This is a genomic window from Telluria sp. ZB2R32, from assembly GCF_059685715.1.
The window spans coordinates 542,824-560,706 of the sequence record NZ_JCASIG010000004.1 but is presented as its reverse complement, the minus strand read 5'-3'; the positions used below and the strand labels follow the sequence as shown (position 1 = coordinate 560,706).

At 65.2% G+C, this 17,883-nt stretch carries 18 protein-coding genes; 5 read left to right on the top strand and 13 right to left on the bottom strand.

Annotated elements, in window-relative coordinates; all coding sequences use genetic code 11:
* Positions 1 to 98: 98 nt before the first annotated feature.
* The 4 genes from AC56LG_RS14975 to AC56LG_RS14960 all read left to right on the top strand — a co-directional run bounded on the left by AC56LG_RS14975 (position 99) and on the right by AC56LG_RS14960 (position 3,616).
* Entirely contained in the window at positions 99 to 1,400 is a 1,302-nt protein-coding gene (locus AC56LG_RS14975) for an STAS domain-containing protein (RefSeq protein WP_497166857.1), read from the top strand.
* Between the two features lie 96 nt (positions 1,401 to 1,496).
* Positions 1,497 to 2,033: an ATP-dependent protease subunit HslV gene (hslV, locus tag AC56LG_RS14970; protein WP_192055194.1), complete on the top strand. Its 537-nt coding sequence runs from the start codon at positions 1,497 to 1,499 to the stop codon at positions 2,031 to 2,033.
* A 14-nt stretch (positions 2,034 to 2,047) separates the two neighbouring features.
* Positions 2,048 to 3,385 carry an ATP-dependent protease ATPase subunit HslU gene (hslU, locus tag AC56LG_RS14965; RefSeq protein ID WP_497166856.1) on the top strand — a complete coding sequence of 446 codons (1,338 nt, stop codon included), beginning with the start codon at positions 2,048 to 2,050 and terminating at the stop codon, positions 3,383 to 3,385.
* A 30-nt stretch (positions 3,386 to 3,415) separates the two neighbouring features.
* Positions 3,416 to 3,616: a hypothetical protein gene (locus tag AC56LG_RS14960; protein WP_497166855.1), complete on the top strand. Its 201-nt coding sequence runs from the start codon at positions 3,416 to 3,418 to the stop codon at positions 3,614 to 3,616.
* A gap of 55 nt (positions 3,617 to 3,671) precedes the next feature.
* Here AC56LG_RS14960 and AC56LG_RS14955 read toward each other — a convergent pair whose 3' ends face one another.
* A complete protein-coding gene (locus AC56LG_RS14955; RefSeq protein ID WP_497166854.1) occupies positions 3,672 to 5,315 on the bottom strand; it encodes a hypothetical protein in 1,644 nt (547 codons plus the stop codon).
* Between the two features lie 356 nt (positions 5,316 to 5,671).
* Between AC56LG_RS14955 and AC56LG_RS14950 the strand changes: the two genes are divergently transcribed.
* Positions 5,672 to 6,403 carry a helix-turn-helix domain-containing protein gene (locus tag AC56LG_RS14950; RefSeq protein WP_497166853.1) on the top strand — a complete coding sequence of 244 codons (732 nt, stop codon included), beginning with the start codon at positions 5,672 to 5,674 and terminating at the stop codon, positions 6,401 to 6,403.
* Between the two features lie 35 nt (positions 6,404 to 6,438).
* On the opposite strand, the gene AC56LG_RS14945 is transcribed toward AC56LG_RS14950, so the two are convergent.
* From AC56LG_RS14945 to gspG, 12 genes are all read right to left on the bottom strand, one after another.
* Positions 6,439 to 7,119, bottom strand: coding sequence for a type II secretion system protein N (locus tag AC56LG_RS14945; protein ID WP_497166852.1), 681 nt, complete (start codon positions 7,117 to 7,119; stop codon positions 6,439 to 6,441).
* 11 nt (positions 7,120 to 7,130) lie between these two features.
* Positions 7,131 to 8,351, bottom strand: a complete 1,221-nt coding sequence (gene gspF, locus AC56LG_RS14940; protein WP_497166851.1) for a type II secretion system inner membrane protein GspF — start codon at positions 8,349 to 8,351, stop codon at positions 7,131 to 7,133.
* 32 nt (positions 8,352 to 8,383) lie between these two features.
* Complete coding sequence (gene gspE, locus AC56LG_RS14935) at positions 8,384 to 9,817, bottom strand: type II secretion system ATPase GspE (protein WP_497166850.1); 1,434 nt, start codon at positions 9,815 to 9,817, stop codon at positions 8,384 to 8,386.
* 7 nt (positions 9,818 to 9,824) lie between these two features.
* A complete protein-coding gene (gspD, locus tag AC56LG_RS14930) occupies positions 9,825 to 12,035 on the bottom strand; it encodes a type II secretion system secretin GspD (RefSeq protein WP_497166849.1) in 2,211 nt (736 codons plus the stop codon).
* Positions 12,036 to 12,160: 125 nt separating this feature from the next.
* Positions 12,161 to 12,934 (bottom strand): type II secretion system protein N, encoded by a 774-nt coding sequence (gene gspN, locus AC56LG_RS14925; RefSeq protein WP_497166848.1) that lies wholly within the window; start codon positions 12,932 to 12,934, stop codon positions 12,161 to 12,163.
* Positions 12,931 to 13,452 carry a type II secretion system protein M gene (locus AC56LG_RS14920; RefSeq protein ID WP_497166847.1) on the bottom strand — a complete coding sequence of 174 codons (522 nt, stop codon included), beginning with the start codon at positions 13,450 to 13,452 and terminating at the stop codon, positions 12,931 to 12,933. Before AC56LG_RS14920 ends, gspN begins: the two co-directional genes overlap by 4 nt.
* The gene (gspL, locus tag AC56LG_RS14915) at positions 13,449 to 14,654 is read right to left on the bottom strand and encodes a type II secretion system protein GspL (protein WP_497166846.1); all 1,206 of its coding nucleotides are present in this window, start codon (positions 14,652 to 14,654) and stop codon (positions 13,449 to 13,451) included. Before gspL ends, AC56LG_RS14920 begins: the two co-directional genes overlap by 4 nt.
* 17 nt (positions 14,655 to 14,671) lie before the next feature.
* Entirely contained in the window at positions 14,672 to 15,832 is a 1,161-nt protein-coding gene (gspK, locus tag AC56LG_RS14910) for a type II secretion system minor pseudopilin GspK (protein WP_497166845.1), read from the bottom strand.
* A complete protein-coding gene (locus AC56LG_RS14905; protein ID WP_497166844.1) occupies positions 15,832 to 16,437 on the bottom strand; it encodes a PulJ/GspJ family protein in 606 nt (201 codons plus the stop codon). The genes gspK and AC56LG_RS14905 overlap by 1 nt, the downstream gene beginning before the upstream one ends.
* Positions 16,434 to 16,814 carry a type II secretion system minor pseudopilin GspI gene (gspI, locus tag AC56LG_RS14900; protein WP_497166905.1) on the bottom strand — a complete coding sequence of 127 codons (381 nt, stop codon included), beginning with the start codon at positions 16,812 to 16,814 and terminating at the stop codon, positions 16,434 to 16,436. The genes AC56LG_RS14905 and gspI overlap by 4 nt, the downstream gene beginning before the upstream one ends.
* Before the next feature lie 8 nt (positions 16,815 to 16,822).
* Entirely contained in the window at positions 16,823 to 17,332 is a 510-nt protein-coding gene (locus AC56LG_RS14895) for a GspH/FimT family pseudopilin (RefSeq protein WP_497166843.1), read from the bottom strand.
* A gap of 8 nt (positions 17,333 to 17,340) precedes the next feature.
* Positions 17,341 to 17,793 carry a type II secretion system major pseudopilin GspG gene (gene gspG, locus AC56LG_RS14890; protein WP_497166842.1) on the bottom strand — a complete coding sequence of 151 codons (453 nt, stop codon included), beginning with the start codon at positions 17,791 to 17,793 and terminating at the stop codon, positions 17,341 to 17,343.
* Positions 17,794 to 17,883 lie beyond the last annotated feature (90 nt).

Sequence of the window (17,883 nt, the reverse complement as noted above, 5' to 3'; positions counted from 1 at the left end):
GCGGGCGCACGTGTGCGCAGGACGCCACGCACGGGTCCATGCTACCGTCATGGATGAGCGCTGCAGCAGTCGTTGCGCCACATGATTGACAGGATGACGTGGGCATATTTTCCTTCCTCAAGAAAAAACCCGACCCGGCGGCATCCCTGCGCGCCGGCGGGGAAGCACGCCCGCCGTCCGAGGCCGAGCGCGAGGCCGAGCGGGCGCGCCAGCGCGACATCGCGCGCGCGACCGCCGCCAAGATCGACGCCATCGAACTGGCGATGACCACCGACTTCTTCGAGGATGCCGAAGCGCGCTGGGGCCAGACCCGGCGCGCTCCCGCCGCCGCTTCAGCAGTGCCGGATGAACCCGGCGAAACCGAACTTGTTACTTTGGCCGACCAGCCCGATGCCGCCGCGGCGCCGGCCAGCGCTCCGGTGGTCGAGGAAAGCGCGATCCTGTACGCGAATGGCCAGGGAGCGCTTGCCGAGCAGATGTTGCTGGAGTGCCTGCGCGAGCTGGGCCGCACCGAACGCCAGCCCTGGTGGATGCTGTTCGACCTGTACCAGGCCGCGGGGCGTGAGCAAGATTTCGACAGCATCGCGATTGACTATGCAAGCCACTTCGAAACCTCGCCGCCGGCCTACGTCGACCGCTCGCCGCCCGCTGCTGCGCAGGGTGCCTCGCCGGGTGCCTACGCTGGCGTGGCGCCGACAGCGCGTTTGACGGGCACCCTCGGAGCCGACGCTGCGCTGCGCCTGCACGCCCTGGGCGCCAGCGGTGGCGCGCCGCTGCGCATCGATGTCGCCGCCGTCAGCGGCATTACGGGCGAAGGATGCGCCGCCGTGCTGGCTTCATTGCAAAACTTGCGCGCGGCCAGGCGCGACATTGTGCTGGTCGGCGCCGACGCGTTGCTGGCGCTGCTGCGGCCGATGCTGGCCATCGGCGAGCGCAGCAGCGGGGAAGCGCCCTGGCTGCTGCTGCTCGAACTGCTGCAACTGGCAGGGCGCGAAAAGGATTTCGAAGAAACGGCAATGGATTATTGCGTCACCTTCGAAGTATCGCCGCCCTCGTTCGAAACCCTGCCCGCGGCCGGCGGCACGCCAGCGGCGAGCAATATTCCCATGCCCAGCGACCAGCGCTTCCTGCTGCCTGCGATCGTCGATGGCGATAGCGGCGACTTGCTGGCGGCGATCGCGGCGTACGCAGCCGCCGATCCCGCCGCGCCAGTCGTGCTCGACTGCACGCGGCTGGTGCGCATCGGTTTCGGCGCGGCCAGCCAGCTGCATGCCACCCTGCACCGGCTGGCTGGCGAGGAACGCCGCATCGAATTGCGCGAACTGAACCATCTGGTGGCAGCGCTGCTGCGTTTGCTGAATTACAACGATTGCGCGCGCCTGTATGCGCACAAATATTGAGTATCTAACTACCTTACTGCCGCGTTAGCGCCTCACTGTCTTGCAATTTTGTGCAGCACCCCCACTTGCGGAGGGCTAGTTAATCATGAGGCAGATATGGAACAATTTCACGGCACCACCATTGTGAGCGTGCGCCGCGGCGAAAAGGTCGCCCTCGGCGGCGACGGCCAGGTCACCCTGGGCAACGTCGTCATGAAGGGCTCGGCCCGCAAGGTGCGCAAACTCTATCAAGGTAAAGTCCTGTGCGGCTTCGCCGGCGCCACCGCCGACGCATTTACCCTGCTCGACCGCTTCGAAGCGAAACTGGAAAAGCATCAAGGCAACCTGCTGCGCTCCTCGGTCGAACTGGCCAAGGATTGGCGCACCGACCGCATGCTGAGCAAGCTCGAGGCAATGCTGCTGGTAGCCGACAAGGAAGTGACCTTGATTATCACCGGCAATGGCGACGTGCTCGAACCCGAAGATGGCATCGGCGCCATCGGCTCCGGCGGCATCTACGCCCAGTCCGCGGCCAAGGCGCTGCAGGAAAACACGGAGCTGCCACCAAGCGAGGTCGTGAAAAAAGCACTGACCATCGCCGGCGAACTGTGCATCTACACCAATCTGTCCCACATCATCGAAACGCTGGACTGACCGGCGCGCATACCATGAACATGACTCCCCTCGAAATCGTCTCGGAACTGGACAAGCACGTCGTCGGCCAGGGCAAGGCCAAGCGCGCCGTCGCCATCGCCCTGCGCAACCGCTGGCGCCGCCAGCAGGTCGACGAACCCCTGCGCCACGAGATCACCCCGAAAAACATCCTCATGATCGGCCCGACCGGCGTCGGCAAGACCGAAATCGCGCGCCGCCTGGCCAAGCTGGCGGATGCCCCCTTTATTAAAATCGAAGCGACCAAATTCACCGAGGTCGGCTATGTCGGGCGCGACGTCGACACCATCATTCGCGACCTGATCGACATCGGCGTGAAGCAGACCCGCGCCAGCGAAATGAAAAAGGTGAAGCAACGCGCCGAGGACGCGGCCGAAGACCGCATCATCGACATCCTGGTGCCGCCGGCGCGCGACTTCGGTTTTAATGTGAGCGCCGCTGCCGAAGCCAAGGAAGGTGACAGCACGCGCCAGACGTTCCGTAAACGCCTGCGCGAGGGCTCGCTCGACGAGCGCGAGGTCGAAATCGAAGTGGCCGATGCCTCCCCGCAGATGGAAATCATGGCTCCGCCCGGCATGGAAGAAATGACCGAGCAGATCAAGTCGATGTTCGCCGGCGTCGGCAACACGCGCAAGAAGGCGCGCAAGATGAAGATCAAGGAAGCGATGAAGGTGCTGGCCGAGGAAGAAGCGGCGCGCCTGATCAACGAAGACGAGATGAAGCAGAAGGCGATCCATAACGTCGAGAACAACGGCATCGTGTTCCTCGACGAGATCGACAAGATCGCCACGCGCTCCGAACATGGTGGCGCCGACGTCTCGCGCGCGGGCGTGCAGCGCGATCTGCTGCCGCTGGTCGAGGGCACCACGGTGAACACGAAATACGGCATGATCAAGACTGACCACATCCTGTTCATTGCTTCTGGTGCGTTTCACCTGGCTAAACCGTCGGACCTGATTCCCGAACTGCAGGGGCGCTTCCCGATCCGGGTCGAGCTCGAATCGCTGTCGATCGACGATTTTAAACGCATTCTGACCAGCACCGACGCCTGCCTGACGACGCAGTACGAAGCGCTGCTCGGCACCGAGGGCGTGCAACTGACCTTCTCCGAGGACGGCATCCACCGCCTGGCCGAGATCGCGTATGCCGTCAACGAACGCACCGAGAACATCGGCGCGCGCCGTTTATATACGGTGATGGAAAAGCTGCTCGAGGAAATCTCGTTCCACGCCAGCGACACACAGGACAAGGCGATCACGATCGACGCGGCGTATGTCAACGAGCGGCTCGACGTGCTGTCGGCCAACGAAGACCTGTCGCGGTATGTATTGTAATTCGGTGTTGTAATTGGCAAGGAGAGCACCATGGCAAACAAGGCACTCGCTACGCGCCAGAAAATGATGCTGCGCGCCATGCCGGCCCAGCAAATCGGCAAGCCGCGCAACCCGATCGCGGCCCTGGCCAAGGCGCGCTCGGCGGGTGCGCATGCCAAGCCGCTCTCGAACGAACGGCAGGCAACTAAACGCTTGCTGAAAAAAGTGCCGCTGGTTCCCGAGGACGATTGAAAACGGGGCGGGCGCCCTTGTGGCGCCTGCCCCGCTTTGTCCGCTGCCCGGCCGGTTACGGTTGCTGGCCTCCTTCACACTTGCTGCTGTAATACGCTGCTTGCCCTTGGCTGCGCACCTTCTGCGACAGCGCGGCCGCTTCCATTGCCGCCACCTTGACTGGGGCAAAGGCAGTCGCATTCTTCATCAAGCCCATCAGGGTTTGTTCCGCCTCGGCTTTGCCGGCCAGCGCCAGGCCAAAGGTTGCCGACACGGCCAGTTCGGCCGCCAGGGTCTCGAGCCTGGGCGCGTCGACGCCGGCCAGCGCCGCCTCGGCCGCCGCGATGGCCGAGCGCGGCACCGCCAGGGTTTTCGCCATTTCCTGGTCGCTGGCGACTTTGGTCAACAAGTCGAGGGCGGCCTGGCTGCCCGACTTGTTGATCAGGTCGCCAAGGTGGATCAGCGCGGCATTCTTGGCATTGAACACCGCACGATTCGCGCGCGGGCTGTGCACGAAGTCGATCAGCGGCTGGACGGCAATGTCGCTGCCGATGAAGCCGAGCGTGGTGACGATCTCGGGCAGGAATTCGTCGTGCTTTTCGGGCTCGTTCATGAGCCATTCGAGCAGCAGCCTGGCGTCCGCTTCGGTGTATTGCGCCGCCGCCTCGTAGGGGATGCCGGCGATCCAGTGCTGGGACACGAATTCGCGCACGTCCTTCGGTGGCTGGACCGCCATGGCCAGCGCGCAGCTCGACGCCATCGGTGCGCCGGCGCTGACGGCCAGCGGGCCGGCCAGGAAGCTGGCCGACTCGGCGGCGTTGACCACGTTATGGTCGGCGCCGACGCTCGGATACATGACCGCCCTGAGGTCGTCCGTGCGGTGCGGCAACCCGGCGTTGTGGCCATACTCGTGCACCCAGATCAGCCCTTCCTGGTCGGCAGTAAAACGCACGGCCGCCAGGTTGACCGTCGGGCTGCCAAGCGGGGCGCAACCGATGATCGAGCCGCCCGGACCACCGCACCAGCGAATGGCCTGGACGATCTTGATGCCCACGCCGGCATCGAGCAGCGCCAGCAAGTCCGCCTCGGTCTGGATCGCCGCCGGTACGTTCGCCGGCAACAACTGGACCGCGCCATTGCGTACGAAGCGCACCGGCGTTGCCACGTCGGCTGGAGAATCGTCGCTCTGGAGGATGGTGCCCATGTCGGCCAGGATGCGGTCGGCCTCGGCATCGCTCAAGGCGACAGTACTGTGGCGTTGCACGGTGACTTGCACGGTCCGGATCGGCGGTGGCGGCGGTGGCGCATCGGCGGGATTGATCACCAGGTAATCGACGTACAAGGAAATATCGGCGTCCCATTCGATGTTGACCCAGATATCGACGCCGCCGGCGCGCGGCGCCACGTTGTGGAGGGTATACCGCGCCGAGCCGATGAACTTGCCGGCATCCGGGCCGCCGGCGGCGCCCTCGGCGATCGACACGAACACGCGCGAACGCGGATTGACGTCGCCCCAGTTCAGCCGCAGCGTCCACTGGCCACGGCGCACACCCCAGTCATGGCGATAAGTAAAACCTGTCCCGCTGAGTTCGGGCTGGGGCGAGGCCGCACCATACAGCGGCTGTACCGCGGTTTGCTGGGCCTCATGCCGCGCTTCCGCAAAGGCGGCCGGAATGGCCGAGGAAATATTTTCAGGTGTTTGCAGCTGATTGTTTGACATGACCTCTCCTTGTGCACGCCGTTAAGCAATGGTGTCCGTGAAGCGCCAGTCGCTGCAGCGATCGTTCCTGAAGAAAGCACGGACTGATCAGCTCGCCAGAACCCGACCTCTGAGAGCCTAATTCAAGTTTTTTATGGCTGAGCTCGTTTACATCAAACGGTGGTGGATGGGTAAATCGGCTGGATGTTGAATTTTCTCAGCACCTTCAATCTGCAGATGTTGGGGAAATTCCGTTGCCTGAGGCGCATTCCGATCGTCAACTACCGGTTTGCCACAGCAGCGGACGCGCACCATCTTGCCGCTGTGACCATTCGCCTGTACATTGGTCGCCGCCCATTGTCGAGTACAGGAATTCCATGAGCTCACCCGAGCTGATCGTCGAGGTGTTGCGCGCCGAGCTGCGTGCGGCCAATCTGACCTATAAAACGCTGGCCGAACGCATCGACATGAGCGAGTCGAGCGTCAAGCGCATGTTCGGCCAGAAGGACATGCCGCTGTCGCGCCTGGCGCAGATCTGCCAGGCCGCCGGCATCGCTTTCGAGGACGTGTTGCGCGGCGCGACCGATGCGCGGCCCCAGCGGGACGCATTGACCCTGCCCCAGGAAACGGCGCTGGTCGCCAAGCCGCGCCTGCTGCTGGTAGCGATTTGCTGCCTCGGCTACTGGAACATGGAGCAGATCGTCGAGACCTATCGCCTGACCGACGCCGAATGCATCGGCTGCCTGGCAGAACTCGACCGGCTCGGCATCATCGAACTGCGCCCCCTGAACCGCTACACGCTGCGCGTCTCGAACGCGTTCCACTGGCTGCCGGATGGACCGGTGCAGCATTATTTTCGCGAGCAGATCGTGCCGGATTATTTTGCCGGGCGCTTCGATGGCGCCGGCGAAACGCTGATGTGCCTGCCTGCGCGGCTATCGGCCGCCAGCGCGGCCGAGCTGGCGCAAAAGATCCACCAATTGGCGGGAGAATTGACGCGCCTGCACCGCAACGACCGCCGCCTGCCGGCGGAAGAGCGTGAAGGGATGACCTTGCTGGTGGGATTCAGGTCGTGGGAATTTGCGGCGTTTACGAAGTTGCGGCGCTAAGTTGCTGCCAAAGTTGCTGCCAAAGTTGCGGCTAATCAGCGCGCGACCGGCTGGTCGCCGCTGACCGGGGTGCCCATGGCGCGCGTCGGCGGCGGCATTTGCGGCTGGTTCGGCGGCGGGGCGATGTCGGGCGGCGGGCCTTCCTGGGGCGGCTCCTGGTCTTGCGGCACTACCGGATTGACTTCGCCCGGCGGCGGCTGCGCCTGGACGGCGCCAGGCGCCGTCTGCGGTTCGCCGGTCGGCATGGCGCCGGCCGGGGCAACCGTCGGCTGCGCCGGCATCGCCATCGGCGCCGCGGCGCCGCCCGACAGCGGAATCGCCGGCTTGGTGTCGGCCGCGAGGTCGACGCGTTTCATGACGCCGCCTTCGGACAGCATTACGTAGCGCGCATGCACTTCGCTGATGCTCACCCCGGGCGCGAGTTCGCGTCCGACCTTCAGCGCTTTCGGCGGCTGGCCGTCGGCGACGATGATCGCAACACTGTCGCGTCCGGCGGCGACGATACCGGTCAGCTGGTAGTTGGTGGCGACGTTGGCCACCGGCTGGCCGCCAAAGAGCGTGGCGGCGGCATCGGGCGATGGCTCGGGCAGGCTGGCAACCGCGGCGGCGGCAATCGGCCGCTGCTGCGGTTTATACAGCTGCATGCCCCAGTAGGTGGCCGAAACGGCCAGGAAGACCAGGGCAAGCAGGGTAAATAAGAGAGGCAGACGCTTCATCGGTTTCCTTGTTAGCGCACCAGCTGGTTGATTTCAATGATCGGCATCAGGACCGCCAGCACGATCAGCAGCACCACCAGGCCCATGGCCAGGATCAGCACTGGCTCGAGCAGGCCGGCAATGGTCAGCGTGCGCCGTTCGAGGTCGGCCTGCTGCGAATTGGCAGCGCGCTCGAGCATCGCCGGCAACTCTCCGGTGATTTCGCCGGCACGGATCATGTGCACCAGCATCGGCGGAAAGTGTTTTTGCACGGATAGCGCCCGTGCCAGGCTGATGCCTTCACGCACGCTGGCGGTCGCCTGTTCGACCAGGTCGCGCATGGCGACGTTCGACAGGGTGTCGCGGCTGGTGTCGAGCGCGCGCAGGATCGGCACCCCGGAACCGGTGGTGATGGCCAGCGTGCTGGCAAAGCGCGCCGTGTTCAGGCTGCGCTCGAACTTGCCGTACACGGGCGCCGTCAGCAGCCAGGTATGCCAGCGCAGTTTCAAGGCCGGGTTCAACAGCGCCCTCCTCCAGGCGAACCAGGCGGCCACCAGCGCCACCCCGAGCAGGATGCCCCAGGCGCGCATGAAATCGGAGACGGCCAGCATCATGACCGTCAGCAGCGGCAGCTTTTGCTTGGTGTTGGCAAACACGGATACGATCTGCGGCACCACGTAGGTGAGCAGGAAGATCACGATGGCGAACGCGACCACGGTGACGATGGCCGGATACGTAAACGCCAGGCGCACCTTCTGCACCAGCGAATTGCGGCGCTCGATATAGTCAGCCAGGCGCGACAGCACGCGCGCCAGCTGGCCGATCTGCTCGCCGGACGAGACCAGGCCGCGATAAATCTGGTCGAAGTCGCGCGGGTGGTGCGACAGCGCGTCCGAGAACGAAATACCGCCCATGACTTCGGCGCGGATCGAGGCGATCAAGTCGCGCAGGTACGGCTTTTCGGCTTGCTCCAGCAAGGCCGTGAATGCCTGTTCCAGCGGCAAGCCGGCTTCCAGCAGGCTGGCCATCTGGCGCGTAAACAGCGCCAGCTCGACCGACGACAGGCGTTCGCCGAAACCGCGCGAGCGGGTGGCGCCGCTGGCGTCGACCTGGGCGGCGATCGCCTCGACGTTCAGCGGCGTCAATCCCTGCATGCGCAGGTCGGCGCGCGCGGCGCGCGGGCTGTCGGCATTGACCACGCCTTTGCGGGTGGCGCCGCCGGCGTCGACGGCTTCGTAACGAAATGCCGGCACTTAGTTACTCTCCACTGCGTTCATCCTCATCTTCAATCCTTCGTCACGCGCAGCAACTCGGCTTGCGTGGTGGTGCCGTCGCGCAGCCAGCGTTCGCCGTCTTCGCGCATGGTGCGCATGCCGCTTTGCTGGGCAGCCTTGCGGATCTCGGCTTCGGAGGCCTGGTTGTGGATCTGGGCGCGAATGCCTTCGTCGGTTTCCAGCAATTCGTAGACGCCGACGCGGCCCTGGTAGCCGGTATGGCCGCAGCGCTCGCAGCCGACCGCATGCCAGTGCGTGCCGTCGCTCTTTTTACACTGCGGACACAGCTTGCGCACCAGGCGCTGGGCCATCACACCCAGCAGCGACGACGACAGCAGGAAGGGTTCGATGCCCATGTCGAGCAGGCGGGTGACGGCGGCGGCGGCATCGTTGGTGTGCAGGGTCGCCAGCACCAGGTGGCCGGTCAGCGACGCCTGCACGGCGATCTGCGCCGTTTCCAGGTCGCGGATCTCGCCGATCATGATCACGTCCGGGTCCTGGCGCAGGATTGCGCGCAGGGCCTTGGCAAAGGTCATGTCGATGCGCGCGTTGACCTGGGTCTGGCCGACGCCGGCCAGGTCGTACTCGACCGGGTCTTCCACCGTCATGATGTTGGTGGTCGACGCATTCAAGCGCGACAGCGCCGCGTACAGGGTCGTGGTCTTGCCGGAACCGGTCGGGCCAGTGACGAGCACGATGCCGTGCGGCTGGTTGATCAATTTGTCGAACTGCGGCAGCAGGTCCGGGCTCATGCCCAGATGCGATAAATCGAGGCGGCCGGCTTCCTTGTCGAGCAGACGCAGCACGGCGCGTTCGCCATGCCCGGTCGGCAAGGTGGACACGCGCACGTCGACCGGTTTGCCGCCCACGCGCAGCGTGATGCGGCCATCTTGCGGCAGGCGTTTTTCGGCGATGTCGAGCTGCGACATGATTTTAATACGCGAAATCAGGGACGCATGGATGCCTTTACGGGGCCGCACGATGTCGCGCAGGGCGCCATCGATGCGAAAACGTACGACCGAGGTTTGCTCGAAAGGTTCGATGTGGATGTCGGATGCCCCTTCGCGCAGCGATTGCGTCAGCAGCGCGTTGATCATGCGGATCACCGGGGCGTCGTCGGACGATTCGAGCAAGTCTTCGATCGCCGGCACGTCCTGCAGCAGGCGCGTCAGGTCGAGGTCGGCGTCGAATTCCTCGGATACCTGGTTGGCGTCGCCGCCGGCCGAGGCATAGGCCGCCGCGATCGCAGCGTCGAGTTCGCCACGTTCCATACGGCGCAGGGCAATGCGTCCAAACCGGCGCGACACTTCGGCGATGGCGGCGGGCGGGGTCGCACTCGACACCATGACTTCGACACTCTGCCCCGTGCTTTGGCCAGCAGCGTCGCCAGTACGCGCCAACACCCCATGATCGCGGGCGAAGGCGTAAGGCAACAAATTAGTCATGATCGGATCACTTCTGGTTCGACGGCTGTACCGGACGGAATTCCGGCACGGGCGCCTGATTCTGTTGGGTCGATTGCGGCGCGGCCGGCTGGCTGACGCCGGGGCCGGTGGCGGCGCCCGGACGCACCGGCGGCGGGGCCGGTGGTGGCGTCGTCGCAAAGGTGCCGCCGGCCGGTGGCTGGCCATTGGTGAGTGGCGGCAATTCGGGCGCGCCCAGGTTGCGCAGCAGGACGGTGTCGTCTTGCGGACGGGTGGTCGCACCGAGAGCGCGCATGTATTCGTAGCGGTCGAGCGAAATGCTGTTGTTCTGCTCCTTGCTGCGCACCACGACCGGACGCAGGAAGACCATCAAATTGGTCTTTTCGCGCGTGCGGGTACGGTATTTGAAGAGGTTGCCGACGAGCGGGATGTCACCCAGGCCGCGCACCTTTTCCTGCTGGTGGTTTTCGTTATCGGAAATCAAGCCACCCAGCACGATGATCTGGCCATCGTCGGCCAAAATATTGCTTTCGATCGCGCGCAGGGTGGTCACGATGCCCTCCGGCCGCACCAGCGTGTTGTCGATGTCGGAATTCTCATGGTAGATCGACAGTTTGATGACGCCACCCTCGGAAATCTGCGGACGCACTTTCATCAGCAGGCCGATGTCCTTGCGGTCGACCGTCTGGAACGGGTTATTCGAACCATTCGTTCCCGTCGTGAACGAACCGGTGAGGATCGGGATATTCCGGCCCACTTTGATGGTCGCCAACTCGTTGTCGAGGGTGATCATGTTCGGTGTCGACAAGATGTTGGCGGCACCCTCGTTTTCAAGGGCGCTGGCGACCGCGCCCAGGCCAAGCTCGCCATTGATCTGTTTAAAAATGCCCAGCGTCAGGCCCGGCAGCGACGGCACGCCGCTTTCACCCGTAAGGCCGCCACGCGCGGCGGCGGCCAGGTTGACGATGTTGTTGCTGGTGCCCGAGTTGAACGACTGGATGCCGCCGATGCGGTATTTGCTGGTGTCGCTGCCTGACAAGCCGAGCCATTGCACGCCGAATTCGGCCGCCTTGTTCGCGTTCATCTCGACCACCATCGCCTCGATATACACCTGGGCGCGGCGCACGTCGAGCTGGTCGATGACGCCACGCAGGTTGCGGTAGATCGCGTCCGGCGCGGTGATGATCAGGCTGTTGGTCGAGGCGTCGGCCTGGATGAAACCGGACCCCGCGCCGCCGCCGGCGCCGCCCGCGGTGGCCTGGCCTTGCTGGCTGTAGTTACTGCTGCTGCCGCCGGCCCCGATCCCGCCTTGCTGGCCCTGTTGGCTGCCGAGGCCGCCGCTGCCGCCGCCGGCACCGCCCTGGGCGCCGGCCTGGATCGAGCCGCCTGCCGTGCCCTGCTGCTGCACCGGCACCGCCGAGGCATCCTGCGAGACGACGGCACGCAGGGTTTGCGCCACCTTGCTGGCGTCGGCATTCTTGAGGTAGACAACGTGGATATTGCCCTTCTCGGTGGTCGCCTGGTCGAGCTTGGCGATCAGTGACTTGGCCAGGTTGGCACGGGCCTGCGAGGGTGCACGCACGACTACGGAATTGGTGCGCGAGTCGGCCAGGATGGTGACGCGGCCGGAATCGCCGCCGGCGGCCGGTTCCATCAGGCGCGAGACCAGGGTAGCGATATCGCTGGCGATGCCGTTACGGATCGGCACCACGTCGAGGTCGGCCGCCACCGGCGCGTCGAGCGCGGCGATGATGCGCGCCAGGCGGCGCAGGTTGTCGGCGTAATCGGTAATGACCAGGCTATTGTTGCCCGGATTGGCCATGATCGAATTGTTCGGAGAAATCAGCGGGCGCAGCACGGCGGTCAGGTTGGCGGCCGATTCGTACGACAGGTGGAAGATTTGCGTGGCGATCTGGTCGCCCTGCACGCGGGTGCCGCGTTTGCCCACCTGGGTCGGCGAGGATTGCAGTTTCGCTTCGGCTTCCGGCACCACCTTGGCATAGCCCTCGCCGGTGGTGACCACGGCAAAGCCCTGCAGGCGCAGCGCCGAGGTCAGCAAACCAAAAGCCTGGCTCTTGGTCAGCGATTTTTCCGACACCAGGGTCAGCGTGCCCTTTACGCGGGGGTCGATGATGAAGGTCATGCCGGTGTAATGGCCGACGGCCTTGATCACCGACTCGATGTCGGCGTTCACGAAACTGAGGGCGGCGGAATTTTCCTGGGCGATGGCAGGCGGCATTGTGGTCGCCACTGCACAGCACAGCATGACGCCGGCTGCAAGGTGACGTAGATTCGGACGCAAAGCCGGACGCAAATTCGGGCGAACTGCGGGGAATTCGGAGGTGTTACGGAAGGATGTTTTCATTATCTGAACTCTAATGCGATTATGTTTTTACCGTTCACCATGCGGCGTTGGCCGAGGAGATTAAGCATGTTGCCCAAAGTGTCCTCATAGCCATCGGCGGCCGACGCTTGCCCTGAAAAGCGCAGGCGCCCATTTTGCAACGTTCCATTTCCCGACAACAGCAAGGCGCCGCGCACCGTGCGCAGCACCAGGTCGGCTTGCTGGCCGCGCCAGTCCATCATCATCTCGTAGCTGCCCAGCGGCTTGACGGGCGCCATACGCGAACCCATATCGTTCATCGTCAGGGTCGTGCGTCCCGTTACCGCCACGCTGTTGGGCAGGCGCGCCAGGTCGAGGCGGTTCCAGGAAAGCCGGATCACGCCCGACGGCACTAGCGTATTCAGGGGTGCGCCCAGTCCGGCCAGTCCCTCGGCCGGCAACAGCAATTGTCCTTCGCTCACCTGCCACTGCGACCAGCTGCCGGTGACCTGCACCGGCCCTGCCAGCGCCTGCGGATTTTCGAGCACCATATCGACGCGCCCGACCAGCACCAAGGGCGACAAGCGCCAGCTAAAACGTCCTGGCAACAGGGGCGTCACCGACCCGCCCAGGCCGGGCGCCCCGCCCACGAAGGCTGAGCCGCTCCAGAGCGTACCCTGCGCATCCCCGAGAGTCAAACGACCGCCGGTCTGGCGTTCGACCATCGTGCCGAGCCAGCTTGCGGGCAGGAAGGCGCACACCGTCAGCGCGATCGCCAGGGCGACCACGACCAGCCAACCGAGACCGCGCCTCATCGGGCGCCGGTCCCGTTATCCTGGCGCAGCGTCAGGTTGGCATCGACTTGCCCCACCGGATCTTGCGCTGTAAAACTGCCTTCCTGTACGGCGATGCGGTTTTCGCGGCGCTGGGCGTCGAGCCAGGACACCAGGTTGGCGAACGACACGCCGGTGACCTGCAAGCGCGCGAATTCTCCGGTCAGCGTGAGTGAACCGGGGGTGATGCTGCGCGCGGCCAGGCTCGCCATCAGGCTTTCGCGCGTCATCGGCGACACCGGTACCGGCGCCTGCCCCGCCAGCGCACGCGCCTGGTCGGCCATGCTGGCGAGTTGGGCGGCCTGCTGGCGCAGTTCGGGGAGCGAGCGCTGCAGCCGCGCGCGGCCCTCGACCGCCGGCTCGACCAGACCCATGTACACCAGCGCCAGCAGGACGACGACAAAGCCCGCCCCCAGGTAACGGCGTTCCTGTTCGGTGCGTGCGATCCAATACCCGGTGGCGCGTTCGCGCACCCGGCCGTAGCTGCTGACCAGACTCATGGCTTGGCTCCCGTACTGCGCACCAGCCAGTTATCGGGTGCGACTGCTTCCAATGACAAACTGCGCGCGGACAATGCCGCCTGCAGCTGGCGCAGCGCGGCGGGGTCGACCGTTTCCGGTTTGACCCGCACCCGCAGCGTCCGTTCCTTGTATTCGATTGAGGTAATTCCGGGCGGGCGCATCAATTCGCGGCTTGCGTCGCCGAGGGCGCCGGCCAGGTAGATGAATTCGTCGGCGCCGATCTGGCCGCTGCCGGCCTGGGCCCGCGCGATGCCCTGGCGCATTTGCGCCACCGGATCGACCATCGGCTGGTTCGGATACACCGACTGGAAGGTTTGCGCCATTTGCTGGCGCACGGCCGTCGCCTCGCCGCGCAGGCGCAGCCATTCGATATTGATGCCGGCCAGGTTGACGACGACAGCAAGAAAGGCGAGCGCGATCGGTACGCGCCAGCGGCGCCAGTCGGTCTGGCGCGCGCCGGCGCTGCCCAGGCCCGGCACCAGGTCGAAGTTGATGCCCTTCGCGCCGGCGACCCAGTGCGCCCAGTCGTCGGCTTCGAGTACCGTGCCGGGGCCGGCCTCGGCCAGCAGCACGCCATACTCTCCCAGCTGCTCGCGCGGCAGGAACAAGGTCAGCGGCGCTTCGCCTGCCAGCGCGCGCGCCGTCTGCAGGGCGCTGGCCGGATTGGCGTCCAGCGCCAGGCCGAGGCCGGCGAATTGTTCCTGGCGCAGCAGCAACTCGCCGCCGTTCAGGGCGGCGCTGACGCCGCCCGGCTGCAAGGGCAGGCACAGCTGTGCCGGCACGGCCGTCACCGCACGCGCGCCTTGCGCCAGCAGGGTCCGCACCAGCGGTTCGAGCCAGTCGCGCGCCACCACCGCCACCGGCCGCACACCTTCGCCCGTGGGCGGACCGGCGACCAGGACGCAGTCGGCCGGGTCGCCAAGGATATGTTCTTCGACCAGGCCCGGCAAGGCGGCGCGCAGGCGCGCACCGGTCAGCGGCGGCATGCGCAGCGACAGCAGGTTGACGTCGGTGCCGGCCAGCAGCAGCACCACGCGGCGGTTGGCGACGACGTCGGTGAGCGTGCGCAGCGCGCCCTCTCCCTGCTGTTCGATGGTGCCGCCCTCGCCGACGACGGCGAAGCGGCATGGCGCACCTTCTCCTTCTGCGCGCGCCGGATGCCGGATATAAAGTGTAGTCAAACCGTCTCGCTTTCTTGTTAGTCTTGACGAACCCACACCACCTTGACGCCGCCGCCGACCGGATTGGCGCTACGCTGGATCAGCGATTGCGCATTCAGGGTGGCGCGGTCGAGGCGGATGCGGCTGTTCACGAGGAACCAATTGCTTTTCACGCTGAGCGAATCGTCCACCGTCGCGCGCCCGCCGATCTCGGTCTGAAACTTGGCGAGGTCGTTCCACGGCACGTTGCGGCGCCGCGCCAGCAGGGATTGCGCCTCCGACAGCGAAAAATTCGGGATCACCGCTGCCAGCACTTCGGCCGACGCCGTGTTGACGTTAATCGGCGTGCGTTCCGGCAGCACGATGACATACGGGCGCAGCTTTTCCAGCATCTCCGGCGTAATGCCGCGCACCGCCAATAAATCCTCGACTTCGAGAAATTTGATCGGCGTGCCCAGGCCCGTGCGCGCCACCGGCAGCGTGCCGGCCAGCTCGGCATCGACACCGTCCGTGCCATCGGCACCGCCGGCGGCGTCCGCTCCCGCCCCCGTGCCAACCCTGGGAACGCCGCCCACGCCCGGCACGGCGCCCGCATCCGGATTGCCGCCCTCGCTCGGATCGCGTTCCTGGCCGCCCACTTCCTGGCCCGTGATCGGATCCACGGTCCCGGTCGCGACGATCGCCGGCTGGCTGCCGGCAATCAGGTTGGCCGCGGTTTTCGCCAGCGCCGGATTGATCTGCAAGTTCGTGAACAGGCGCTGGAAAATCGCCAGGTTGTCCGCATCGATCGCCCCGCCCCTGGCCGTGGTACGGGCCAGGTTGCGCAGATTGTAACGCGAGGTGGCATCCACGATGTTGCCGGAAAGACTAGCATCGAAGTTTTCGCCTTCGATGCGTTCCCGCTCAATGTACTGGTCGAGCCGGGTTTCTGCCAGTGGGGTCGCCCAGACGTGGGTCAGTGCGGTGTAGTTCGGATTGTCGTAGGCATCCTGGCGCAGCACCAGCGTCGACCAGTCGAGTGCGCCGCGCAGGATCCAGCGCGTCTGCAGGTGCAATCGCTGGTTTTCCATCGAGCGCACCTGCACCTGCTGTTGCCAGAACAGGCTGGCGACGATGGATATCGCGAGCGTAGTCAGCAGCAAGGCAGTGATCACGGCCACGCCGCGCTGGCGCCGGAGAGGTCGGTAGGCGCGGCGCATCAGATGCTGCCCAGCAAAAAGGACTTGGTCAGCGGCTGCGGATAGCCGCGCGCAGCCAGTTCCACCTGCACGCCGGTGATCGGGGCCGTAGGCAGGCCGCCCGGCGTCATGTCCGGCTGTTTTTTCCAGAGATTGTTTTGCCACACCTGCACTGCCATCGACGCTACGCCGCCCTGCAGCGTTACCGGCGGCGTGGGGTCGGTATCGCTGACCGAGGCTTGCCAGAGTGCGTCGAGCTCGACCAGGTCGCGCGTGCTGTTCGATTCGCGCCGCATCAACTGGCCATTCACCAGGCGGTAAGCGATGACTTGCAGGCGCGCCGGCTCGTTTTCGTTGAACACGGTGCGCACCAGGGTAATCCGGTTGTCGGCCTGCAGCAGGAAGGGCCGGCGCCCGAGCATGGTGGCGTCGGCCGCGTGCTCGCAATCGCTTTGCATCTGGGCAAACGCGAGTTGCATGCCACGCGTCATTTCCATCTGGTCGGTGAGGGCAACGCGCGCGCGCACGATGCCGTCCAGGCCGCGCCAGCCGAGCACGGCGACCATGGCGAGGATGCCGATCGCCACCAATAATTCGACCAGGGTGAACCCGCGCGCCGTCTTCATGAAGTCGGCCTCAGCACGAGTTGCACCAGTTTCAGGATGCGCCGGTCCGGATTGTCCATGTCGAACACCGATACCTCGACCCGGCGCAATTGCGGATTCGGGCTGGCCAGCACTTCGTCGGTACACATCAGTTTTAAATCCCCCTGGCCGCAGGCATAGCTGCGCTTGCCCACTTCGGGAAATTCGCGGCTCAGGCGGATCTGCACCAGGCGGTTCTCGGCCGACCAGGTCGCCATCATCGAGGCGCGCAGGCCGGCGCCGTTCGCGGCCAGGCTGCCGACGGCGCGCAAGCCGGCGGCGAGCGCGGTGCCGACGATGACGAGCGCCACCAGCACTTCGAGTAGTGTAAAACCGGCATGGGACTTGAAGCGGCTCATCGAAAGGGTCACTGGGGCTCTCCCGGCTCGACAACCGTGAAATGGCCAACGCCGTCGGCGCGGATGCCGACGCTGTTGTTGCCGCTGGCCAGGGTCAAAATGAATGGCTTGTCGACCGGTTCGCGCCCGAAGGTGACGCGCATGGTCTCGCCGCCGACGCCGGCCGCGGGCGGGTCGAGCAGCAGGCGCACCGGCGCATTCTTGAAGGGGCGCTCGCGCAATAAATCGTCTTCGTTCATCGCGGTCCAGCCGGTGTCGTTGCGTACCAGGAAACGATAGCGTTCAGGGGTGGCTTCGAAGGCGACTTGGCGGTTGCGCACGATGGCTTCGTCGCGCGCCAGCTGCAACAGCAAGGTCAGGCGCTTCGCTTCGTTCTCGAGGTCCTGGCGCGGGCTCGGAATCGCATTGAGCGAGGCCATCCCGAGCGTGATGCCGATGATGACCATCACGACCAGGATTTCCACCAGTGTAAAACCGGCGGCCCTGCGAGCTTGGCGCGGCGGCGCGACGCCAGCCATGACAGGCCTTATTGCTGCCAGGAGCCGACGTCGGCGTCTTCGCCCTCGCCGCTGGCCTGGCCATCGGCGCCGAACGAGAAGATGTCGACTTCGCCGTGCAGGCCGGGCGACAGGTACTGGTACGAATTACCCCATGGGTCCTTCGGCAGCTTCTCGACATAACCGCCTTCCTTCCAGCCGTTCGCGGACGGGCCCGAAGTCGGCTTGGCGACCAGCGCTTGCAAGCCCTGCTCGGTGGTCGGATAGCGCTGGTTGTCCAGCTTGTACAATTTCAAGGCTTGCATCAGGGTGGCGATGTCCGTCTTGGCCGCGACCACGCGCGATTCGCCGGTACGGCCCAGCAGTTTCGGCACGACCAGGGCACCGAGAATACCGATGATGACCACGACAACCATGATTTCAACGAGGGTGAAGCCGCGTGCGAGACGACGGCCAACTGCGCGGTGTGAAACGATCTGCATAGTCAAATCTTGAAAAGGTGGATCGGAAACAATCGAACTAGTATAAGGCCGAATGGCGCCAGCGGCCACCCACCGTCGTGCCCCATTGTA

Excerpts from the sequence above, each read along its gene's own strand:
- AC56LG_RS14960 (WP_497166855.1), top strand. The coding sequence starts at position 3,416 with ATGGCAAACAAGGCACTCGCTACGCGCCAGAAAATGATGCTGCGCGCC.
- AC56LG_RS14920 (WP_497166847.1), bottom strand. The coding sequence starts at position 13,452 with ATGAGTCTGGTCAGCAGCTACGGCCGGGTGCGCGAACGCGCCACCGGG.
- gspG (WP_497166842.1), bottom strand. The coding sequence starts at position 17,793 with ATGCAGATCGTTTCACACCGCGCAGTTGGCCGTCGTCTCGCACGCGGC.
- AC56LG_RS14945 (WP_497166852.1), bottom strand. The coding sequence starts at position 7,119 with ATGAAGCGTCTGCCTCTCTTATTTACCCTGCTTGCCCTGGTCTTCCTG.
- gspE (WP_497166850.1), bottom strand. The coding sequence starts at position 9,817 with ATGACTAATTTGTTGCCTTACGCCTTCGCCCGCGATCATGGGGTGTTG.
- gspN (WP_497166848.1), bottom strand. The coding sequence starts at position 12,934 with ATGAGGCGCGGTCTCGGTTGGCTGGTCGTGGTCGCCCTGGCGATCGCG.
- gspD (WP_497166849.1), bottom strand. The coding sequence starts at position 12,035 with ATGCCGCCTGCCATCGCCCAGGAAAATTCCGCCGCCCTCAGTTTCGTG.
- AC56LG_RS14950 (WP_497166853.1), top strand. The coding sequence starts at position 5,672 with ATGAGCTCACCCGAGCTGATCGTCGAGGTGTTGCGCGCCGAGCTGCGT.
- AC56LG_RS14895 (WP_497166843.1), bottom strand. The coding sequence starts at position 17,332 with ATGGCTGGCGTCGCGCCGCCGCGCCAAGCTCGCAGGGCCGCCGGTTTT.
- gspI (WP_497166905.1), bottom strand. The coding sequence starts at position 16,814 with ATGAGCCGCTTCAAGTCCCATGCCGGTTTTACACTACTCGAAGTGCTG.
- AC56LG_RS14905 (WP_497166844.1), bottom strand. The coding sequence starts at position 16,437 with ATGAAGACGGCGCGCGGGTTCACCCTGGTCGAATTATTGGTGGCGATC.
- hslU (WP_497166856.1), top strand. The coding sequence starts at position 2,048 with ATGAACATGACTCCCCTCGAAATCGTCTCGGAACTGGACAAGCACGTC.
- AC56LG_RS14955 (WP_497166854.1), bottom strand. The coding sequence starts at position 5,315 with ATGTCAAACAATCAGCTGCAAACACCTGAAAATATTTCCTCGGCCATT.
- gspK (WP_497166845.1), bottom strand. The coding sequence starts at position 15,832 with ATGCGCCGCGCCTACCGACCTCTCCGGCGCCAGCGCGGCGTGGCCGTG.
- hslV (WP_192055194.1), top strand. The coding sequence starts at position 1,497 with ATGGAACAATTTCACGGCACCACCATTGTGAGCGTGCGCCGCGGCGAA.